Raw genomic sequence first — 19,557 nt, forward strand, 5'->3', positions numbered from 1 at the left:
ATTAACTTAAAGATTTCACACTAAAGTTCAGCAAAAATATGCATAAAATAAGCCTGAAAGAATGGGTAATTTTACTTACAGTCTTTCCGACGGTCATACTCAGTTTAATTATTGCCGGCTACTTGTCTTATAGTCGCTATAGCGAACTTGACCAGTTTATTTACCAGCGTGCCACCAGTATTATTTCTCCACTTGCTATCAGCAGTGCTGAAGCATTAAGAGAGAAAAAAAGAGACAACCTAAGAACTTTAATCGGCTTTAGTCATCGTAGCCAATCTGACATTATCAAAAGCATTGCCATATTTACAAACGACAACCAAGTTTTTGTTACCAGTGCATATCACGGAGATACGCATACTTTGCGGGTAAAGCCAGGACAAGGTTTACCCAAACGAATACAGTATGACGATTACGATAATTATTTAATTTTTCGCGCCCCTATTATTGATGAATTCACCACTCAAAACCTTGCCACAGCTTCCAACATGAATATTGTGGGTTACATCGCAGTTCAAATTGACACCAGTACCATTAAATATGCACAGCAACAGTTGTTAATTACGGTATTTTTTATTTTACTCGTTGGCTTTATTATTAGCACACTGTTTGCATTAAAACTCGTTAACAGTGTTACCCGCCCAATTTCATCAATGGTTTTAGCCATAGATCGTATAAGAGAAGGTAAAATCGAAAGCCGTATTAGCGGTCAACTTGTAGGAGAGCTAAACTTTTTAAAAAATGGTGTTAATGCCATGGCTCAATCACTTGGTGATTATCAAGATGAAATGCAACGTAGTATTGATCAAGCCACGATAGACTTACGTGAAAGTTTAGAGCAGTTTGAGATTCAAAACGTCGAGTTAGATATTGCCAAACGCAAAGCTCAAGATGCCAACAAAGTTAAATCTGAATTTTTAGCCAATATGAGTCATGAATTACGCACCCCGCTTAATGGTGTAATAGGCTTCACGCGACAGGTATTAAAAACACCACTGAGTGATACACAGCGTGATCATCTGCAAACGATAGAACGTTCTGCGGCTAGTTTGCTCTCAATTATCAATGATATTTTAGATTTCTCTAAGCTTGATGCAGGTAAGATGATTATTGAAAACATTCCTTTTTCAATACGTGAATCTGTTGAAGAAACGCTGACCTTACTCGCGCCTAGTGCTCATAAAAAGAACATTGAATTATCGTTGCGTGTCAGCCCACAAATACCCGACTCGCTTATTGGCGACGCCATGCGAATAAAACAAGTCATGGTTAACTTAGCCAGTAATGCCATTAAATTTACTGACAAGGGCGCGGTTGATATCAATTTAGAAGGTAACGTTATTGATAATAATCTTTATAAAATCAGAGTGACAGTTCAAGATACCGGTATCGGTATTCCTGGCCCTCAACAAAACTCGATTTTTGAAGCGTTTGGTCAAGGTGATAAAAGTGTTACACGAATTTATGGTGGTACAGGCTTAGGATTGGTTATATCACAACGTTTAGTGTCAGAAATGCAAGGCAATATTGGTTTTGAAAGTATGGAGAGTGAAGGTTCTACCTTTTGGTTCACCTTCCAGTGTGAGTTAAACACAATACCAACTATGCAGTTATCAGCACCAGAGAGCCTCATCGGTAAGTCAATACTATATTATGAGCCACATGCAGCAAGTCGCTTAGCAACTACCGAAATATTAGCAAGCTGGCACATGCAAACAAAATCGATTAACCAGCGAAGCGAATTAGACGAAATACTAAAAGATAAAACAGCCCTCTCTTCATTTGACTTTGCATTAATAGGTCACGATGTTACTCCTGTGGCACTTAATGAAGCGAAAAGTTTATTATTTGCCCTTAAAGATATTATTCCATCAGTGCATCTAGCGATAAATAGTAATTCACCAAGCCTATATGAAGCCCTAGTTTCAAGTGGCGCTAAAACCTGTATTAGTAAGCCGATAACAGTACAACGTTTAAGTAAAACATTGGTACCTTCAGCAACTATTCAAGGTCATAATCTCATTGAAGTATCAGAGCAAAAAGTACCGATCAAAGTACTCGCAGTAGATGATAATGAAGCCAATTTGAAGCTAATAAAAGAACTATTACTTGAACAAGTTAGTGATGTAACTACCGCGATTGATGGCGCTGAAGCGGTAGCTTTATGCCAAAATGAAAAATTTGCTATCATCTTCATGGATATACAAATGCCTGTACTTGATGGTATTTCCGCATTAGGTATTATTCGTCAGCAAACGCTTAATGAACAAACCCCCATAATAGCGGTTACTGCTCATGTATTTGGCGAAGAAAAAGATAAAATACTCAGCAATGGCTTTAACTCGTTTATCACCAAACCAATAGATGAAGCCATGTTGCACCATAATATTTATGAGTATTGTGATTCGACTCTACTTGCTAATCGTCCAAAGCCGGTTATACCAAGCTTTGAACCTATCTCCAGTGCTAGACCAAAAATTATCGACTGGAAACTCGCCCTACAAAGAGCAGGACAAAAACAAATATTAGCCAAAGACATGTTTGTTGGTTTGGTTAATAGCTTACCTGAGAGCAAACTCAATATATCTGAAGCACTTATATCTCAAGATATTGAACAGTTGAAAGTGCTGATACATAAGCTTAATGGCGCATGTTGTTATTCTGGAGTTCCCAGTTTAGGAAAAGTAACACATGAACTTGAAACAGAATTAAAAAGAGGAATTGGCTTAGATGATTTACAGCCAGAATTTTTTGAATTTTTCGAACAAATAGATTTGGTTTTAGAGGATGCTGCAGACTTTATTAAAAAAATATAATACTTATATCAATGATAAAAACATAAAAAACAGCAGTAAATAAATTATCTAATTTTTATATCGGGAGAGGTATTAATATCACCATCTTCAGTAATAACAGCCACGCCAGAATTACACATTAGCACCGCTAAGCTGTGACCTTCATTATTGCGAACGAAGCACAACTCATATCCATATTTTCCAAGACTACTCGCTGAAAATTTTTGTGCTAAAGATAGCTTCGACCACCAGACTGATCGCTCAGGTGGTTCTTCACGTCTATCTACAATTGGGTACTTTTGCGTCTCCATTTTAACTCCTGAATCTACAGCCACTGCTCAAAAAATTCAATCTGCGTAATTAAAGTATAGAACATTAATGATTGCAAAGACTAAATTTATTCTCAAGTAAGGTAAATACTATTCTAAATTGCGCTCTGGTCAGTATTTATTTTGATAGCACAACAAAGGCAGTAGCATATTTAACTTCATCTGAAAGTGAAATATGCCACGAACTTGCCTTTAGTTCATTGGCTAACGACAATGCTTGTAAAGTAAGTTCAAGAGTAGGCTGACCCGATGCTAACGACACGATTTCAAAATGTTGAAACGACACACCATTAGCGATACCAGTCCCCAATGCTTTAGCTGCAGCCTCTTTACCTGCCCAGCGCTTAGCAAGAAACCGTTCAGGTTGTTTCAAGGTTAAATAATGGTGATACTCATTATCGGTCAAAATCCGCTTAGCTAAACGTTGCTGTGCATTGCTAGACATTTTAGCGATGCGACGAATATCAACAATGTCAGTTCCAATCCCAACTACTGACAACTTAGTAACCTCGACAGTAATACATTAAGACAAACCACGCGCTTCGAGCATTAATTTTTTCATATCTCGAATAGCTTTGTCTAAACCATCAATGACAGCTCGAGCAATAATGGCGTGACCTATATTCAGTTCAATAATTTCAGGTATAGCGGCAATAGGCTTAACATTAAAATAATTTAGGCCATGTCCAGCATTCACTTTTAAGCCTAAACCATGAGCGTACTCAATGCCTTCGACTAAACGCGCAAGTTCTAATTGCTGTTCTGCTTCAGTCGCAGCTTCTGCATATTGTCCTGTATGAATCTCAATATAAGTTGCCTTACTGAGCAGCGCTGCATCAATTTGATCTTTGTCTGCATCGATAAATAAACTCGTTTGAATACCTGCGTCGGCCAAACGTGCAACAGCAGCGTTTATTTTATCTTGTTGACCAGCAACATCTAAACCGCCTTCTGTGGTTAATTCTTCTCGTTTCTCTGGCACTAAGCAGCAAAAAACTGGTTTTACATCACAGGCAATATCCAACATTTCATCGGTAACTGCCATTTCAAAATTCATACGAGTATGCAAGGTTTGCTTTAATACATAAATATCACGGTCTTGAATATGGCGACGGTCTTCACGTAAGTGCACTGTAATTCCATCGGCACCGGCATGTTCAGCAACTGAAGCCGCATAAACAGGATCAGGATAGTTAGTGCCACGCGCTTGTCGTAATGTGGCAATGTGGTCTACATTTACGCCTAATAAAATATCATTCATATTCAATCTCTTCTTATATTCTGGTTTATATTTGAGCATTTGAAATTGCTAAATGTTTCATGCCTATACTTTACATATTGTTAGGTTTTTTTACTAAATAATTTTCGACTATTTAAGGGGACACCGTTAAGTAAATGATTTATAACCTGCCGCATTAATCCTTTAAATGTACTCAGTATTTCAGGACTTGATAAGTCGTTTTGGGCAATAGCTAATAAGTGTAAACGATCATAACAAGGTTGTTTTAAAGCAGTGTACGCGGGAATGAAGCCTTCATCAGGCAAATAATAAAAGCCTTTGGCGCTATGTTCAAACACTAATGAAAAATCAAAAGAAACACCTAACTCTTCCATTAGCATCAATTCAAATTCTCGTAAACAAATCTCAATATTACTCGACTGGGCTAAAGCCTGCAGGCTAGATTTATATTGATGAAAGAGCTCATCACAAGCAATGTTTTCTCCCAGTAATTTAACCAATAACTCGTTAATATAAAATGCACTGAATAAGGCATTTTTTTTCAACAAATAAGACTTTCCTATTGGCTCTACACGAATTAAATTTTTAAGGTTATGTTGCCCTTTTAAGGTTACATTAATTGGCAAAAATGGCTGTAGTAAAGCCTTACGACTAGATTTAGTTGAATGCCCCACATAACTCAGCGCCGCTAACTTACCATCGTGCTCGGTTAACAAATCAACTAATAGCTGGTTTTCTCGATAAGGGCGTGTATGAAGTACAAAAGCTGACTGGGTAATTTCTTGCATCTACATTCCAAGTTGGTTCAATGGGATCGAACTGAGCACTCAGTGAGAATTTTGAGGTTGAAAACAAAAGTTGCTTAGTACCTGAATGAGCCTAAGCAACTATTGTTTATTGATAATAACTCATGACAATGAAAACTATAGTAAGCCAAATTGTTTAAAAGCTAGCCTGAGTAATCGTCACCGTAACCTAAACTTCTAAGAGCGCGTTCGTCATCTGCCCAACCTGATTTAACTTTGACCCAGGTTTCTAGAAAAACTTTGCGTTCAAATAAATTTTCCATATCGCGTCTTGATTCTTGGCCTATTACTTTTAGCTTCTCGCCTTTATTACCAATAACCATACGTTTTTGCGTTGTTCTTTCAACTAGAATTAACGCATTGATATGCAAAATACCTTTATCGTCAATCTTAAATTGTTCAATTTCAACCGTAGTTGAATAAGGTAGTTCATCACCGGTGAAACGGATCAGCTTTTCACGAACAATTTCTGAAGCCATAAAGCGGCTTGAACGATCGGTAATATAGTCTTCAGGAAACCAAAAATCGCCTTCAGGTAATGCCTTGAAACAAATCTGCTTAATAGCATCAACATTCTCACCTTTACTGGCTGAGATAGGCACAATATCAGCAAAGTCATGCATGGCACCTAGTTTTTGTAGGTGAGGCAGTAAAGTGTCTCTGTCTTGAATATTATCAATTTTATTGACCACTAAGACACAAGGCGCGCCACTGTTTTTAATTTTTGTTAGTACCATTTCATCATCAGAGGTCCAATGCGTACCTTCAACTAAAAACACGACGGTTTCAACTTCTGCTAAGGTAGAGCTTGCCGCACGATTCATCAAACGGTTAATGGCACGTTTTTCTTCTGAATGTAGACCTGGGGTATCAACTAAAACCGCTTGGTTATTACCTTCAGTTAATATACCTAATATACGATGACGTGTAGTTTGCGGCTTACGCGAAGTAATACTGACTTTTTGGCCAAGTAAAGTGTTAAGTAATGTCGATTTACCAACATTTGGGCGGCCAACAATGGCAATAAGACCGCAATAGGTTTGTTCTGTAGTCATGATTAAATTATCAACTTTATTGTCAAAAAAGCTACTTAGCTTTTTCGATTAATGTTAGCACCTTCAAAGCAGCTGATTGCTCAGCTTTACGTCGGCTAGTGCCTTTAGTAATCACTTCATTTTCAAGTACACTGGTTGTGCAGCGCACCGTAAATTGCTGATTGTGTGATTGCCCTGTGGTATTAATTACATCATATTGCGGCAAAGGAATTTTTCGTCCCTGCAAGTATTCTTGTAAACGTGTTTTTGGGTCTTTTTGTTCATTGCCGGGTTTTATATCGGCTAAGCGCTGTTCAAACCAACTAAGAATAAGTGCCTGACAAGTTGGTAAATCTGAATCTAAGTAAACAGCGCCTAAAATAGCTTCAATAGCATCTTCAAGTATAGAGTCTCGTCTATGACCACCACTTTTAAGTTCGCCAGGACCCAATATCAAGTATTGACCTAAATCGAATGCACGTCCAACTTCAGCTAAAGTGACTCCTTTTACTAAGCTTGAGCGCATACGTGTTAAATCGCCCTCTGCTTGCTTTGGAAACTTTTGAAACAAAGACTCAGCAATAACAAAACCTAAAATCGAGTCACCTAAGAACTCCAGTCGCTCATTATGAGCACCTTTAGCACTTCTGTGTGTTAACGCTTGTACTAGTAATTTTGGCTCTTTAAAACTGTAACCAATTTTTTTTGATAGCCGCGCAATGGCGTCAGGAGTATGTAGCACAGTTATTCAATTCCACCAATTCGAGAAAAACGCACATTGGTTGGTATCCAACTTGGTAAAAAGCTATCAGCCGGGCGATCAAAATCAAAACTCATCCAAATAGCTACAGCTTCTCCAACTAAGTTTTCCTCAGGAACAAAACCCCAAAAACGTCCATCTAAGCTGTTATCACGATTATCACCCATTACAAAATATTGACCTTTAGGTACAACAAATTCATTATTTTGAGTGCCACTTTGTCTAAAGTAGTGTTGAACACGCGGTAAAATCTGCTCATTCACTAATAAGTCATGTGTTTTTTCACCCATGGTTGAGGTGTAGCGCGATAACGGCATACCTTGATCGTTATAATCGGTTTTGTTTTTAAATGTTTGCACTATTTGTTCAAAATCAGGACATTTATCATCTGTCGCTAAACAAGAAGGCTTGATATATAAAATTTTATTTTTATAAATTATTCGATCACCCGGCAAACCAACGACACGTTTAATGTAATCAATTTGTGGATTTTGTGGATATTTGAATACCACAACATCGCCACGGTCCGGCAGACCAACTTCAATAAACTTATTACGCGCTACAGGATCACGTAACCCGTAGTTAAATTTATTCACCAAAATAAAATCGCCATCAAGTAAAGTTGGCATCATAGAGCCAGACGGAATTTGAAAAGGTTCATAAATAAATGAACGCAAAATAAGAACAAAGGCAATAACCGGGAAAATTTGCACTGGGGTATCAATAAAATAAGGCGCTTCAAGAATTTTATTTACTACGTCATCACTTAAATCACCATCGCACTGGGCTTGAGCAGAGACTAAGTTGAGCTGTCTTTGTGGAGCAAAATAAAATTTATCTGCTAGCCATACAATACCGGTAATTACGGTAACTATGACTAAAAATATTGAAAAGTAAACTGCCATATCATTCCTATCTTTTAGTTTTTAAACTCAGTTCAAACTAACTCAGTAAATGACTTACTTTGACATTTTTATTTTGAAAAATGGTCAAGTAAGTCATGAATATTCTTAAATTAATTATCCAATTTAAGTACAGCTAAAAACGCTTCTTGAGGTACTTCTACGTTACCCACTTGCTTCATTCGTTTTTTACCGTCTTTTTGTTTCTGCAATAGTTTTTTCTTACGCGAAATATCACCACCATAACACTTTGCCGTTACGTTTTTACGCAACTGCTTAACTGTTGTACGAGCAATAACATTGTTGCCAATTGCTGCCTGGATAGCGATATCAAACATTTGTCGATGGATTAATTCTTTTAATTTCTCAACCAACATACGGCCACGAGGAACTGAATTAGCGCGATGCGTGATCATAGCTAAAGCATCAACTCTATCACCGTTAATCATGACATCAACACGTACCATGTCTGCTGATTGAAAGCGGATAAAGTGGTAATCTAAAGAAGCATAACCGCGACTGGTTGATTTTAACTTATCAAAAAAGTCCATCACCACTTCTGCCATCGGTAATTCATAAGTTACCGCAACTTGATTACCGTGATAGATAATATCTTTTTGCACGCCACGCTTTTCAATACATAAAGTAATAACATTACCTAAATGTTCCTGCGGGACTAAAATATTGGCTTGTACAATTGGCTCACGAATTTCTTCGATATTGTTAGTCGCAGGTAAATCGCTTGGGTTATCAATAGAAATAACGTCGCCGTTAGTACAAGCAATTTCGTAATTCACGGTTGGAGCAGTAGTGATCAAGTCAAGGTCATATTCACGAGCTAGTCGCTCTTGAACAATTTCCATGTGCAACATACCCAAGAAACCGATTCGAAAGCCAAAGCCTAATGCAGATGAGTTTTCAGGCTCAAAAAATAACGATGCGTCATTCAAGCTCAGTTTGTTCAATGCATCACGGAAATTTTCATATTCGTCTGAACTGATAGGAAAAATGCCCGCGTAAACTTGTGGCTGAACTTTTTTAAACCCTGGTAAAGCTTTGTCAGCTTCTTTTTTTAGAATGGTAATGGTATCGCCAACAGGAGCACCATGTATTTCTTTAATGCCCGCAATAATAAAGCCTACTTCGCCAGCTTTTAATATACCGGTATCTTTTTGTTTAGGCGTAAAAATACCAACTTTGTCGATAATATGGTTTTGTCCAGTCGACATAACCACCATTTTATCGCCTTTTTTAACTTGCCCGTTCATGATACGAACTAAAGACACTACGCCTTGGTAGTTATCAAACCATGAATCAATGATAAGTGCTTGAAGTGGTGCATCAGGGTCGCCTACCGGAGGGGGTATATTTTCAACGATCGTTTCTAATACGTCTTCAATACCTACGCCAGTTTTAGCTGAACAAGTCACAGCACCCGTTGCATCAATACCAATAATATCTTCAATTTCTTCACTAACGCGTTCAGGGTCAGCTTGTGGTAAATCTATTTTGTTCAAAATTGGAATGACTTCTAATTCCATTTCTAGAGCAGTATAACAATTCGCTACAGTTTGAGCTTCAACACCTTGACCAGCATCAACAACAAGCAAAGCACCTTCACAAGAGGCCAAAGATCTTGATACTTCATAGGAAAAATCAACGTGACCTGGTGTGTCGATAAAGTTAAGTTGGTAGGTTTCACCGTTTTTAGCTTTATAGTCCAAAGTAACACTTTGTGCTTTGATGGTAATACCGCGCTCACGCTCGATATCCATAGAATCAAGTACTTGCGCTTCCATTTCACGTTCTTGTAGACCACCACAATGTTGTATTAGGCGATCTGATAGCGTTGATTTACCGTGATCAATATGGGCGATAATAGAAAAATTTCGAATATGTTTCATAAATGGGAAGTCAAATAAGCTTGTAGTTAATTCAATAATGGCGAGATTTTAACGAATTTAGAGCGTTGGGGCTATCTTTTGTTGCGAATCAATCGGTGATTTCTGTAATTGCGATGTTTTGATATTCTCGGCGAAGAATTTTTGGAGCAAGTTTTTCACACATTGCACTTTTTATTTGTTGCTTTTTCGCTAATAAAAAACCCGAAAAACCACCAATAATACCGAATATAATGGCGAAGATTTCATGAGGTAATACGGCGTTAATCACAAGCCACTGTCCAAACCAAGAAGCCATAATCAAGCCTAATAGCGGCCATAAATAAACTTGCCAAGCCGATTGTAATAATGCGCTTTCATTTAACCCTAAAATAACATTATCACCGAGCTCTAACGCTAAAGGTGACTTCAGCGTTAAGGTAAGTTTTTTTTGTGGAAATGCTTTGGCGACTTGGCCACTGCCACAATTGTCAACTTGCTGACAACCGCCACAGGCTGACTTAATTAAACTTGTGACAGTTACATTATCATTGTCGATGTCAACAACAGTCGCTTTTTCTTCAATCATGGTGCAGCTTTTGGTGTAAAAACAACGGAGTCAGCAATCGCTTTGGCCGTTTTCGCTGGGATTTTACCCACAACGCTTATTTCAAAATTATTAACCACTTGGTTTAACACAACGGTTGCGCCGTCCATTACGTAATCTGTTGCTCGCTGCCTTTCTTCACTTTGGCTGACATAAACTGAAACATCGACTAAGCCATCGTTAAAAAGCATAAATTCAACCGGTATTTTAGTCGCTGACATGCGATGACGATTAGCGTTCAATCGTGTAAAACCTTCAGGTAACCATTTTACTTGCCATTGCAGAACTTGCTCTTGATAACCCTCAGGTATTTCGATCACTGTCGGTAGTGTAGTTTGCTGCAACTGCATCAAGCTTTCACTTAAATCATCGGTTATATCTAAGTGTGTAAATTGTATTTGTTCTAAAAGCTGCCCGGTACGATTAGCTAACGCTAGTTTAAGCAACATACCCGTTTTTTGATCCAACCAAAGCCAGTGGCCATAGCGATAAACGTCTTTAGATACAATACGAATTAACTGTGCTGGTCGCCCTAAAACTCGACTACGTCCTACTGAAATAAAATCGTAGGTTTGTGCAAGTTGAGTTACACCTTCTCGTAAAACAGCAGGTATTGGGCCCGTTATTTGTTGTGAAGAAACCGAATATGGAGGTGATTCTGGCTCAATATAGCTAACAATATTGTGTTTACGTAATACATCTCGACGTGGGCCATTTAAAAGTGACAATACTTCTAATTCATTGCCACTTTCATCCACGCCATGAAACCAATGGTAGGGCTCGGCTTGATTATTTTTAACTACAACAAAAGAAGTGCTAAAGTTAAGGGTTTGTAAGGATGTTGCGAGGCGTTCAAGCCATGGTTCAGCTTGTTCATTTTCATTGGCTGCTACTGATGTGCTAATGGTAACCAATAGCAGCAGACTTGATATTAATTTCATTTAGCTGATTCTTCAGCCTTATCTTCTTGAGTTGATGAAGTGGCATCAACTGAGCTTAATTTAACTTGTTGATGATGATCAGACAATAGTGCTTGAAAACGTCTTTGTTGTTCAATAAAAGCTTGTTTTTCACTGGTACGGCTAGTTTGTTGAAAATTTAAACTTACCGGTTCTGCAATACCACCAAACGGCATAGTTTTTACAACCTGACTAGCGGGTAGTAAAACATCACTGTCTGCAGAGTTTTGCTGAACACCCATAACCATTAGACCGGCAGCAGAAGCTGCAATGGCCATTTGACCAAACGGTTTAGCAAACTGAACAACTTTCGCTTTTAGCTTGCCAACAACATTATTACTTAAACGAGGGGCTAAAATTGTAGGTTCATCTGCAATAGCTGAAGCTATATTTGACGATAGGTCAAGATTGATAACATCAGAAGTTTCTCCGCGCATGACATCGCCCATTAAATGGTAACGTTGCCATGTTGCTGACAAGTGTGAGTCATTGAGTATTTCGTCAAATAATTCATCTGCTTGCTGATAACTATCAACAACCGACGATACATTCTCAAATTTATTTTCACTCATAAATATACCTTCAAAATATAACTTCTCATTTATTACTCAACAAAAATCATTAAGTAAAACTATATTTGCTATTGTCGCAGTAATTATTCCTGCAGCAATGGCCTGATTTTTTTATCTACTGCGTCACGTGCCCTAAATATTCTAGAGCGTACGGTACCAACAGGACAATCCATAACCGTTGCTATTTCTTCGTAGCTCATCCCCTCTAACTCTCTTAGGTTGATTGCAGTGCGCAAATCTTCCGGCAATTGTTCAATGGTCTTAAACACGACACTTTTAATTTCAGCGGTTAATAATAATTTTTCTGGTGAAGCATTTTCCCGTAAGGCTTCACCTGAGTCATACATTTCTGCATCTTCAATTTCAATATCTGAGCCAGGAGGTTTACGTCCACCAGCTACTAAATGATTCTTCGCACAGTTAACAGCTATGCGGTATAGCCAAGTATAAAAAGCGCTATCGCCTCGAAAATTTGGTAAGGCGCGATAAGCTTTAATAAATGCTTCTTGTACTATATCAGGTACATCACTATGGTTTTTAACATAGCGTGAAACCAAATTTGATACTTTATGTTGGTACTTAGTTACCAGCAGGTTAAATGCGTTTTTATCACCACGTTGCACCCGCTCAACCAACTTTTGGTCAACGTTCTGTTCGCTCATTTGAGCCGTATCTCCTACTCACCATTATTTAACTTATCTACAACTGGTTTACATCTGGCTCGTGGCAAACGCTACAAGTAGGACTAGCCTTGTGCTAAAAAGTTCGATAAATATTAAAAAAAACTAATTTTTATTTATAAAAATAGTTTAGTACTGTTTTGTAACTGCAATAAAAGCTAATATTGAGCTATCAATTATTGTACCCCAATTTCAAGAATATATGAATCAACAACACAATTGTGACGTTTTAATTATTGGTAGTGGCGCCGCTGGATTATCTCTGGCACTTCATTTAGCAAAAAATGCCGATGTTATCATCCTAAGCAAAGGGCAAATCAATGATGGCTCAACCTTTTATGCTCAAGGTGGGGTTGCTGCTGTATTCGATGAAAATGACAGCGTTGCTTCTCATGTTGCGGACACCTTAATAGCTGGTGCTGGTTTATGTGATGAATCAGCGGTGCAATTCACGGCTGAAAATGCCAAAAAGTGTTTGGAATGGTTAATTGATAAGGGCGTAAATTTTGATCAAGAAATGCCTGCTGCTAATGGTGAAATAAATTATCATTTAACGCGTGAAGGTGGTCATAGTCATCGTCGAATTTTGCACTCAGCCGATGCGACGGGTCAAGCGATACAAACTACCTTAGTTTCTCAAGTAAAAAATCATAGCCGAATTCGTATATTTGAACGTTACAATGCCATTGACTTGGTTTATCAAGAAAATAAAGCGATAGCCAAACGCGAATGTATTGGTGCCTATGTTTGGAATCGCAATGACGAGCATGTTGAGCGTGTTTTTGCCAAAAAAACCATTTTAGCCACTGGTGGCGCCAGCAAGGTTTATCAATATACCTCTAATCCTGACGTGGCAAGTGGCGACGGCATTGCCATGGCATGGCGTGCAGGTTGCCGTGTTGCAAATATGGAGTTTAATCAGTTTCACCCCACTTGCTTGTTCCACCCTGAAGCCGGTACATTTTTGTTAACAGAAGCATTACGAGGTGAAGGTGCTGTACTTCTTCGCCCAGATGGCAGCCGGTTTATGCCTAGCTTTGACGAGCGAGCAGAGTTAGCACCACGCGATATTGTAGCGCGAGCAATTGATTTTGAAATGAAACGCTTAGGCGCTGATTGCATGTATTTGGATATAAGTCATCAATCAAGTGACTTTATTAAGCAACATTTCCCAACTATTTATGAACGCACGTTAGCCTTAGGTATTGATATAACCAAACAACCTATGCCGGTTGTACCAGCAGCCCATTATACTTGTGGTGGCGTGATGATTAATCAACAAGGTAAAACCGATATTGAGCATTTATATGCCATAGGTGAAGTTGCTTATACTGGTCTACATGGCGCAAACCGTTTAGCAAGTAACTCGTTATTAGAATGCCTTGTTTTTGCACGTGCAGCAGCCATTGATATTGAACTGACATTAGATTTAACCAAGCCATGCATAAAATTACCACCGTGGGATGAAAGCCGAGTCACTAACTCTGATGAAGAAGTTGTTATTCAGCATAACTGGCACGAACTGCGTCTATTTATGTGGGATTTCGTTGGTATTGTAAGAACCACAAAACGTTTAGAGCGTGCCTTGCACCGTGTTGAGTTATTACAAAGTGAAATTGAAGAATATTATTGTAACTTTAGGGTGAGCAATAACTTGTTAGAGTTACGTAATTTAGTGCAAGTGGCTGAATTGATCATACGTTCTGCGTTAGACCGAAAAGAAAGCAGAGGCTTACATTATACCCTTGATTTTCCAGAATTATTGTCTGAAGCGAAAATAACCATACTTACCCCCGAGTAAAATCGATCATTTTAAAGCTTTAACTCAGGTGCGTTTTTCATTCGCAAAATAGTGCGAGCAATACGCGCCTGATCTTCACTAGATAAGCTGTCTTTAAAAACAAAGTATTGCTTTAAGCCAGCCTCACTTTTTGTAAATACCAACCAATATCCCCACAAATTAATCTGTGAGTTTGCAGATAGCTGCAAAATATTTTTATGACTAAATTGGCATTCACCCGTATCAGATAGAGTAAAGTTGTTAGTTATGCAGGTTTTTATTGAGGGTTTTAAGTTAAAGAGTTCTTCGGTTATTACAGCGATATACGGATGACAATAGTGTGATAAAAGTAACACAGTACATAAAATCCCAAGCCAAAGTTGAAAGCCTAAAAGTACGGTTAGGATTAGATAAAAGAAAAGCGTGTAGAATGAAAATATAAAAGTCGCCCTGTGTTTAGAGGGCGACACACGAACGTTATACTTTAACGCGCTGTAATATAAGTTGGACCATGGCGTTAAGATCTTTGTCTTCACAAGTTTCGTGTCCCATAAACCAAGCAAACAGCTCAGGATCTTGGCAAACTAATAAACGTTCGAAAATTGCTTTATTTTCTGCCGAAAGATCATCGTATGCATCTTCAACAAAAGGCATAAATAGTACATCTAACTCTAGCATGCCGCGTCGACAAGCCCATCGTAATCGAGGTTTATTATCTGTTAATGTCATACATAACTCTAATTAGGAATATTTTTACGTATTCTAGCAAATCCAAGGTAAAAATAGCCACGAATTGATCATTAAATTAGACAAGGTTGTATTATCAAAGTAGCAGAAAAATAGCACATGTGGTTGTAATTCGAATAAATGTCCTCATTTTAGAAGTTAATAGACTTTTTCAGCCTTTTTCAGGATGAACATCATAATGAATAATAACTTACCCAGTTATAACGAATTACCCGAAGTATTTGCCATAAACCTAAGTAGTATTGGTGCCATTACCCTAACGGGTGAAGAACAAATAAAATACCTACAAGGCCAAGTAACTTGTGACGTTGCGAGCTTAGAACAAACAAAGTTACTTAACGGGGCTCACTGTAATGCTAAAGGTAAAGTATTTTCTGCATTTCGTTTACTTGAACGCCAAAGTAAATTTTTTCTTATCCAGCCAATCAGTTCAATTAAGCAATCATTAGCAGAATTGAAAAAATTTGGTGTATTTGCCAAAGTTGAAATAGCTGAAGATGTTGAACAAGCCTACTTAGCCATTGCAGGCCAACAAGCCGCCGTAAAAATGGCTACGTTGTTTAAACAAGTTCCTGATGAAAAAACACCCGTAATTCATGAAGGTGATACTACCTTAGCTTATATTGCTGGTAATATTGATCGCTACCTTATTATTGGCAATGCCGCGCAGTTATCAACTTTTGCATCAACATTAGACTGCACTGTTTATAACGATTCTGTTTGGAACCTACTTGAGATTGTTGAAGGCTTCCCACAAATTGCACAGCAATATATTGCCGAATATGTACCGCAAATGCTTAATTTACAGGCGATTAATGGTATTAGCTTCACTAAAGGCTGCTATTTAGGTCAAGAAACAGTTGCCCGTATGCAGTATCTAGGTAAAAATAAGCGCGCACTTTTTGCACTAGTAGGCGATAACACTCAAGCCAAAGTGGGTGATATTATCGAGAAAAAGCTCGGTGATAACTGGCGTAAAGCAGGTGACGTGTTAGCATCTTATCAAGCAAGTAATCATCAAACGTATATTCAAGGTGTGTTAGCTAACGATATTGACGATGCCACCGAATTAAGAATTAAAGAGCAGAGCTCGAATTTAACCATACTCCCATTACCTTATAAAACAAATATAGACTAAGCATAGGACTTAATATGAAAATTACCGATAACAAAGTGGTTGTACTACATTACGCCGTTTCTGATAGCGAAGACACCTTAATTGATAGTTCATACGATCACAGCCCATTAGCGGTAATTCAAGGCTCAAACTATCTTATTTCTGGCTTAGAAGAAGCCTTAGTTGACCACCAAGCCGGTGATAAATTTGAAGTTGAAGTAAGCGCAGATAATGCTTACGGTCAACGTGAAGATGGCTTTGTACAAACCGTACCAAAAGCAATGTTTGGTGGTATTGAAGACTTAGCCGTGGGCAGTCAATTACGTGCAACTACTGACGATGGCGAGCAAACTGTTATCGTAATCGACGTACAAGATGATGAAATCACTGTGGATGGTAACCATCCTCTAGCAGGCATCGATTTAAAATTTGATGTTGAGGTTTTAGAAGTTCGTGATGCAACTGAAGAAGAGCTAGCTCATGGCCATGTGCATAGTGAAGGCGGCTGTGGTCACAGTCATTAAAAAGTTTTGATTAATGCAAAACACAAAGGCACCAAACAGGTGCCTTTATTATTTTATTTCGATAAGTTAATAACTTGCGCCTTTATTTCTGCATATCGCATGGCCTGACAAACACCGAAAAAACTTAACTGTCTAACTTTTGCGCGGGTAAATAATGGTACCGTCATACCTGACAAAAAACGGCATAGCGTATCAATAGATAAATCTGCAGGTGTTGAACCCGCAGAGCTTTTCATTGTTGAAAAATGTTGCTTCAGTTGCGTAATAGCTAGCTCAATAGTTTGTATGCTCACCGGTAGATGATTATTTGAATATTGTAATTTAGCCACCTGCCCACGACAAACTGAACAATGCCCACAGCTTTTAGGTGCTTGTTGATCATCAAAGTAATGGCAAAGCTCTTGGGTTAAACAATGCTGACTTTGAAAGAATGCCACTAACTTATCAATACGCTGAATTTCTGACTGCTCTTTTTCATGAAAATAATGAAACAGTCGGTCCACTAAAGTAACATCGCTTAATGCGGCTATATCCACACTAAACACTTCGGTAGCTTTTTTCGTTTCTAACACAATGTGCTGCTGTTCGGCTAAATACTCAAGTGCAGCAACAATACGTTTTCTTGGTGCTTGAAAGCGAGAATACATTAAATCAAAGTCTGGCTCTCCCCAGATTTTTTTCATTTTTGCCGCGCTAAAAACCTGTGCTAAAAACTCATTTCTTTCAGCATTAAAGCTACGAATAATATTTGCTTTTGGTGTGACGAACTTAAACTTAAAATCAGCAAAATAACTGAACTTAGCGTTGATAACGCCCAATAGTTCTAATTGAACCAACAGCGTTTTTAGTGCTAATTGTTTAATATTACTCGCATTTGATAAACTGAGTACTTGCAGTTCCCATTGACCACTGTGCATTTCGTTACGAATATTTTCTAACACATACTCAATACTGCTTCTTTCGGGGGTGTCAGCATAAACAAAGTTTTCTACCGTATGAATTCCATCAAGGTTAGCTAAGGTATAACAGGCTGCATTGCCTTTATCTCGCCCTGCTCGACCTATTTCTTGGCTGTAGTTTTCAATGGACTTAGGTAAGTCGTAATGTATTACAAAGCGAATATCTGATTTGTCTATTCCCATACCAAAGGCGATGGTTGCTACGATTACCGGCGTTTTACCTTGCATAAAGTCTTGCTGGATTTGCTGACGTACATCATCTTTAAAACCGGCATGATAAGCTTTTGCTGATATACCTTGTTGCTGCAAATAATTCGCAACTTTTTCAGCACTTTGCTGCAAAGTAACATAAATAATACCGCAACCTTGATGATGTTGAATTAAATCGACTAAGGTTTGATTTTTTGCAACTTCCGCGACTGGCAAAACCGATAAGTCTAAGTTACTGCGATAAAAGCCTGTTTGTACTATATGCTTGTCATCGATACTAAACTTTTTCGCCATATCTTGCTTAACGTGTTTAGTAGCGGTTGCGGTCAGTAATAGCACTAAAGGAATATTTAGCTCTTCTCGATAACGTGGTAATTTTAAGTAATCAGGTCGAAAATTATGCCCCCACTCAGATATACAGTGCGCTTCGTCAACGACTAACATTGATATGGCTATTGACTCAATAAACTGTCGAAAACGCTCATTTTTAAAGCGTTCAACCGACACCATTAAGATTTTTATTTTACCGTCGCGAACATCACGCGTGACTTGTTGGCTCTCTTCAAACGATAACGTTGAATCAATGCTAGCCCCAGCAATACCCTTGGCATGTAAAAATGCTAATTGATCTTTCATCAAAGCCAACAATGGCGATACCACTAGAGTTAAATGCGGTAAATTGATTGCCGCTAACTGATAACAAAGCGACTTTCCTGCACCTGTGGGAAATATGGCAAGTGAAGATTCACCATTAAGTAATTGCGATATCGTTTGTTCTTGCCCGATTCTAAAATCGTCAAAGCCAAAGGTAGTTTTCAAAGATTGTTGTAGTAACGACATATCTAGCCTAATTATTTAACTCTATGCACTAGTTTAACGAATTAATATTATTACAGTATAGATAAAGCTTAATAATTTAACTTATATGCCTTTAAACCAATCAGGCACAAAAAAGCCTTACTCAGATGTAAGGCTTTTTATTGGTCATATGTCCCGTCCTGAAAAGTGTTTACACATTGGGGACTTTAAAATGAAAAATTATTTTTTAAATTTACGACGACCAACAATACCAAATAAAGCCATACCTAATAAGGCAAGAGATGCCGGCTCAGGTACACTAGTAGTTTGTGTTACATTAAAACCAAGGCCTCTAACATTTGCTAAATCTTCGCCTGAAATATCAAAGGCGTAATTCGACGTACGGCCGTTAAAGTCTGTTGGGCCAGCGTTAGTCCAATTACCTTGAAATAAGTCACCTGACTGATAATCACTATTATACTGTGTTAATACTGCAATGTATGAACCTATATTTAAACTACGCTCAATTAAAGAATCCCAAGATCTTTCGCCAAATGCTGAACTGACATTTGAGTCATCATCATCACTTTCGATTAATGAACCCGTTGAATTAAATAAGAATAATTGAGGATCAAAACCACCATCTTCAATCGTTGTACCAAATAAGTTTACGCCACCAGCATAACCCAAAGTAATTAATTCAACATCGGTGTTATCAGCCGTTACATCGAATGTAATGTAATAGCGCGCATCGTTATCATCAAAATTACCCGTAAAAGACTGTGTTATCAAACCAGCGTTAGCAGCAGTTGATAGTCCAAATGCAAGAGCAATAGCGAAAAGTTTTTTCATTGTTCTTCC

The 19,557-nt window shown here is 38.1% G+C and carries 20 protein-coding genes; 4 read left to right on the plus strand and 16 right to left on the minus strand.

What is annotated here, in order from left to right:
* Positions 1-38: 38 nt before the first annotated feature.
* Positions 39-2,813 carry a two-component sensor histidine kinase BarA gene (barA, locus tag H4J50_RS07445; protein WP_182255439.1) on the plus strand — a complete coding sequence of 925 codons (2,775 nt, stop codon included), beginning with the start codon at positions 39-41 and terminating at the stop codon, positions 2,811-2,813.
* 44 nt (positions 2,814-2,857) lie between these two features.
* Here barA and H4J50_RS07450 read toward each other — a convergent pair whose 3' ends face one another.
* From H4J50_RS07450 to rpoE, 12 genes are all read right to left on the minus strand, one after another.
* Positions 2,858-3,103: a hypothetical protein gene (locus H4J50_RS07450; RefSeq protein WP_182255441.1), complete on the minus strand. Its 246-nt coding sequence runs from the start codon at positions 3,101-3,103 to the stop codon at positions 2,858-2,860.
* Positions 3,104-3,239: 136 nt separating this feature from the next.
* Positions 3,240-3,620, minus strand: coding sequence for a holo-ACP synthase (acpS, locus tag H4J50_RS07455; protein ID WP_182255443.1), 381 nt, complete (start codon positions 3,618-3,620; stop codon positions 3,240-3,242).
* Positions 3,621-3,644: 24 nt separating this feature from the next.
* Positions 3,645-4,382 (minus strand): pyridoxine 5'-phosphate synthase, encoded by a 738-nt coding sequence (pdxJ, locus tag H4J50_RS07460; protein ID WP_108457059.1) that lies wholly within the window; start codon positions 4,380-4,382, stop codon positions 3,645-3,647.
* A gap of 80 nt (positions 4,383-4,462) precedes the next feature.
* Positions 4,463-5,149 carry a DNA repair protein RecO gene (recO, locus tag H4J50_RS07465; protein ID WP_182255445.1) on the minus strand — a complete coding sequence of 229 codons (687 nt, stop codon included), beginning with the start codon at positions 5,147-5,149 and terminating at the stop codon, positions 4,463-4,465.
* Positions 5,150-5,310: 161 nt separating this feature from the next.
* Entirely contained in the window at positions 5,311-6,222 is a 912-nt protein-coding gene (era, locus tag H4J50_RS07470) for a GTPase Era (protein WP_182255446.1), read from the minus strand.
* 31 nt (positions 6,223-6,253) lie between these two features.
* Positions 6,254-6,943 carry a ribonuclease III gene (rnc, locus tag H4J50_RS07475; RefSeq protein ID WP_204100628.1) on the minus strand — a complete coding sequence of 230 codons (690 nt, stop codon included), beginning with the start codon at positions 6,941-6,943 and terminating at the stop codon, positions 6,254-6,256.
* Positions 6,944-6,945: 2 nt separating this feature from the next.
* Positions 6,946-7,866: a signal peptidase I gene (gene lepB, locus H4J50_RS07480; protein ID WP_108457062.1), complete on the minus strand. Its 921-nt coding sequence runs from the start codon at positions 7,864-7,866 to the stop codon at positions 6,946-6,948.
* 110 nt (positions 7,867-7,976) lie between these two features.
* Complete coding sequence (gene lepA / locus H4J50_RS07485) at positions 7,977-9,767, minus strand: translation elongation factor 4 (RefSeq protein ID WP_182255448.1); 1,791 nt, start codon at positions 9,765-9,767, stop codon at positions 7,977-7,979.
* A gap of 88 nt (positions 9,768-9,855) precedes the next feature.
* On the minus strand, positions 9,856-10,332 hold the full coding sequence (locus tag H4J50_RS07490) for a SoxR reducing system RseC family protein (protein WP_182255451.1): 477 nt from the start codon (positions 10,330-10,332) through the stop codon (positions 9,856-9,858).
* Positions 10,329-11,291 carry a MucB/RseB C-terminal domain-containing protein gene (locus H4J50_RS07495; RefSeq protein WP_182255453.1) on the minus strand — a complete coding sequence of 321 codons (963 nt, stop codon included), beginning with the start codon at positions 11,289-11,291 and terminating at the stop codon, positions 10,329-10,331. Before H4J50_RS07495 ends, H4J50_RS07490 begins: the two co-directional genes overlap by 4 nt.
* On the minus strand, positions 11,288-11,881 hold the full coding sequence (locus H4J50_RS07500; RefSeq protein WP_182255455.1) for a sigma-E factor negative regulatory protein: 594 nt from the start codon (positions 11,879-11,881) through the stop codon (positions 11,288-11,290). The genes H4J50_RS07495 and H4J50_RS07500 overlap by 4 nt, the downstream gene beginning before the upstream one ends.
* Positions 11,882-11,964: 83 nt before the next feature.
* Positions 11,965-12,543 carry an RNA polymerase sigma factor RpoE gene (rpoE, locus tag H4J50_RS07505; protein ID WP_108457067.1) on the minus strand — a complete coding sequence of 193 codons (579 nt, stop codon included), beginning with the start codon at positions 12,541-12,543 and terminating at the stop codon, positions 11,965-11,967.
* Between the two features lie 220 nt (positions 12,544-12,763).
* On the opposite strand from rpoE, the gene nadB reads away from it, so the two are divergent.
* Positions 12,764-14,362, plus strand: coding sequence for an L-aspartate oxidase (gene nadB / locus H4J50_RS07510; protein ID WP_182255457.1), 1,599 nt, complete (start codon positions 12,764-12,766; stop codon positions 14,360-14,362).
* 11 nt (positions 14,363-14,373) lie between these two features.
* Here the strand turns inward: nadB and H4J50_RS07515 are convergent, their stop codons facing one another.
* Together H4J50_RS07515 and H4J50_RS07520 are read right to left on the minus strand one after the other, a co-directional pair.
* Positions 14,374-14,697 carry a hypothetical protein gene (locus H4J50_RS07515; protein ID WP_182255459.1) on the minus strand — a complete coding sequence of 108 codons (324 nt, stop codon included), beginning with the start codon at positions 14,695-14,697 and terminating at the stop codon, positions 14,374-14,376.
* A gap of 121 nt (positions 14,698-14,818) precedes the next feature.
* Complete coding sequence (locus H4J50_RS07520) at positions 14,819-15,070, minus strand: succinate dehydrogenase assembly factor 2 (protein WP_182255461.1); 252 nt, start codon at positions 15,068-15,070, stop codon at positions 14,819-14,821.
* Positions 15,071-15,266: 196 nt separating this feature from the next.
* On the opposite strand from H4J50_RS07520, the gene ygfZ reads away from it, so the two are divergent.
* Entirely contained in the window at positions 15,267-16,226 is a 960-nt protein-coding gene (gene ygfZ / locus H4J50_RS07525; RefSeq protein WP_259366197.1) for a tRNA-modifying protein YgfZ, read from the plus strand.
* A gap of 14 nt (positions 16,227-16,240) precedes the next feature.
* A complete protein-coding gene (locus H4J50_RS07530; protein ID WP_108457072.1) occupies positions 16,241-16,729 on the plus strand; it encodes a peptidylprolyl isomerase in 489 nt (162 codons plus the stop codon).
* 53 nt (positions 16,730-16,782) lie between these two features.
* Here H4J50_RS07530 and H4J50_RS07535 read toward each other — a convergent pair whose 3' ends face one another.
* Both H4J50_RS07535 and H4J50_RS07540 read right to left on the minus strand, forming a co-directional pair.
* Entirely contained in the window at positions 16,783-18,738 is a 1,956-nt protein-coding gene (locus H4J50_RS07535; protein WP_182255465.1) for an ATP-dependent DNA helicase RecQ, read from the minus strand.
* 198 nt (positions 18,739-18,936) lie between these two features.
* Positions 18,937-19,557, minus strand: a 621-nt coding sequence (locus H4J50_RS07540; RefSeq protein WP_220466129.1) for a DVUA0089 family protein, incomplete at its 5' end; no start/stop codon positions are given.

This window comes from Colwellia sp. 6M3, assembly GCF_014077595.1.
Lineage (GTDB): Bacteria > Pseudomonadota > Gammaproteobacteria > Enterobacterales > Alteromonadaceae > Cognaticolwellia.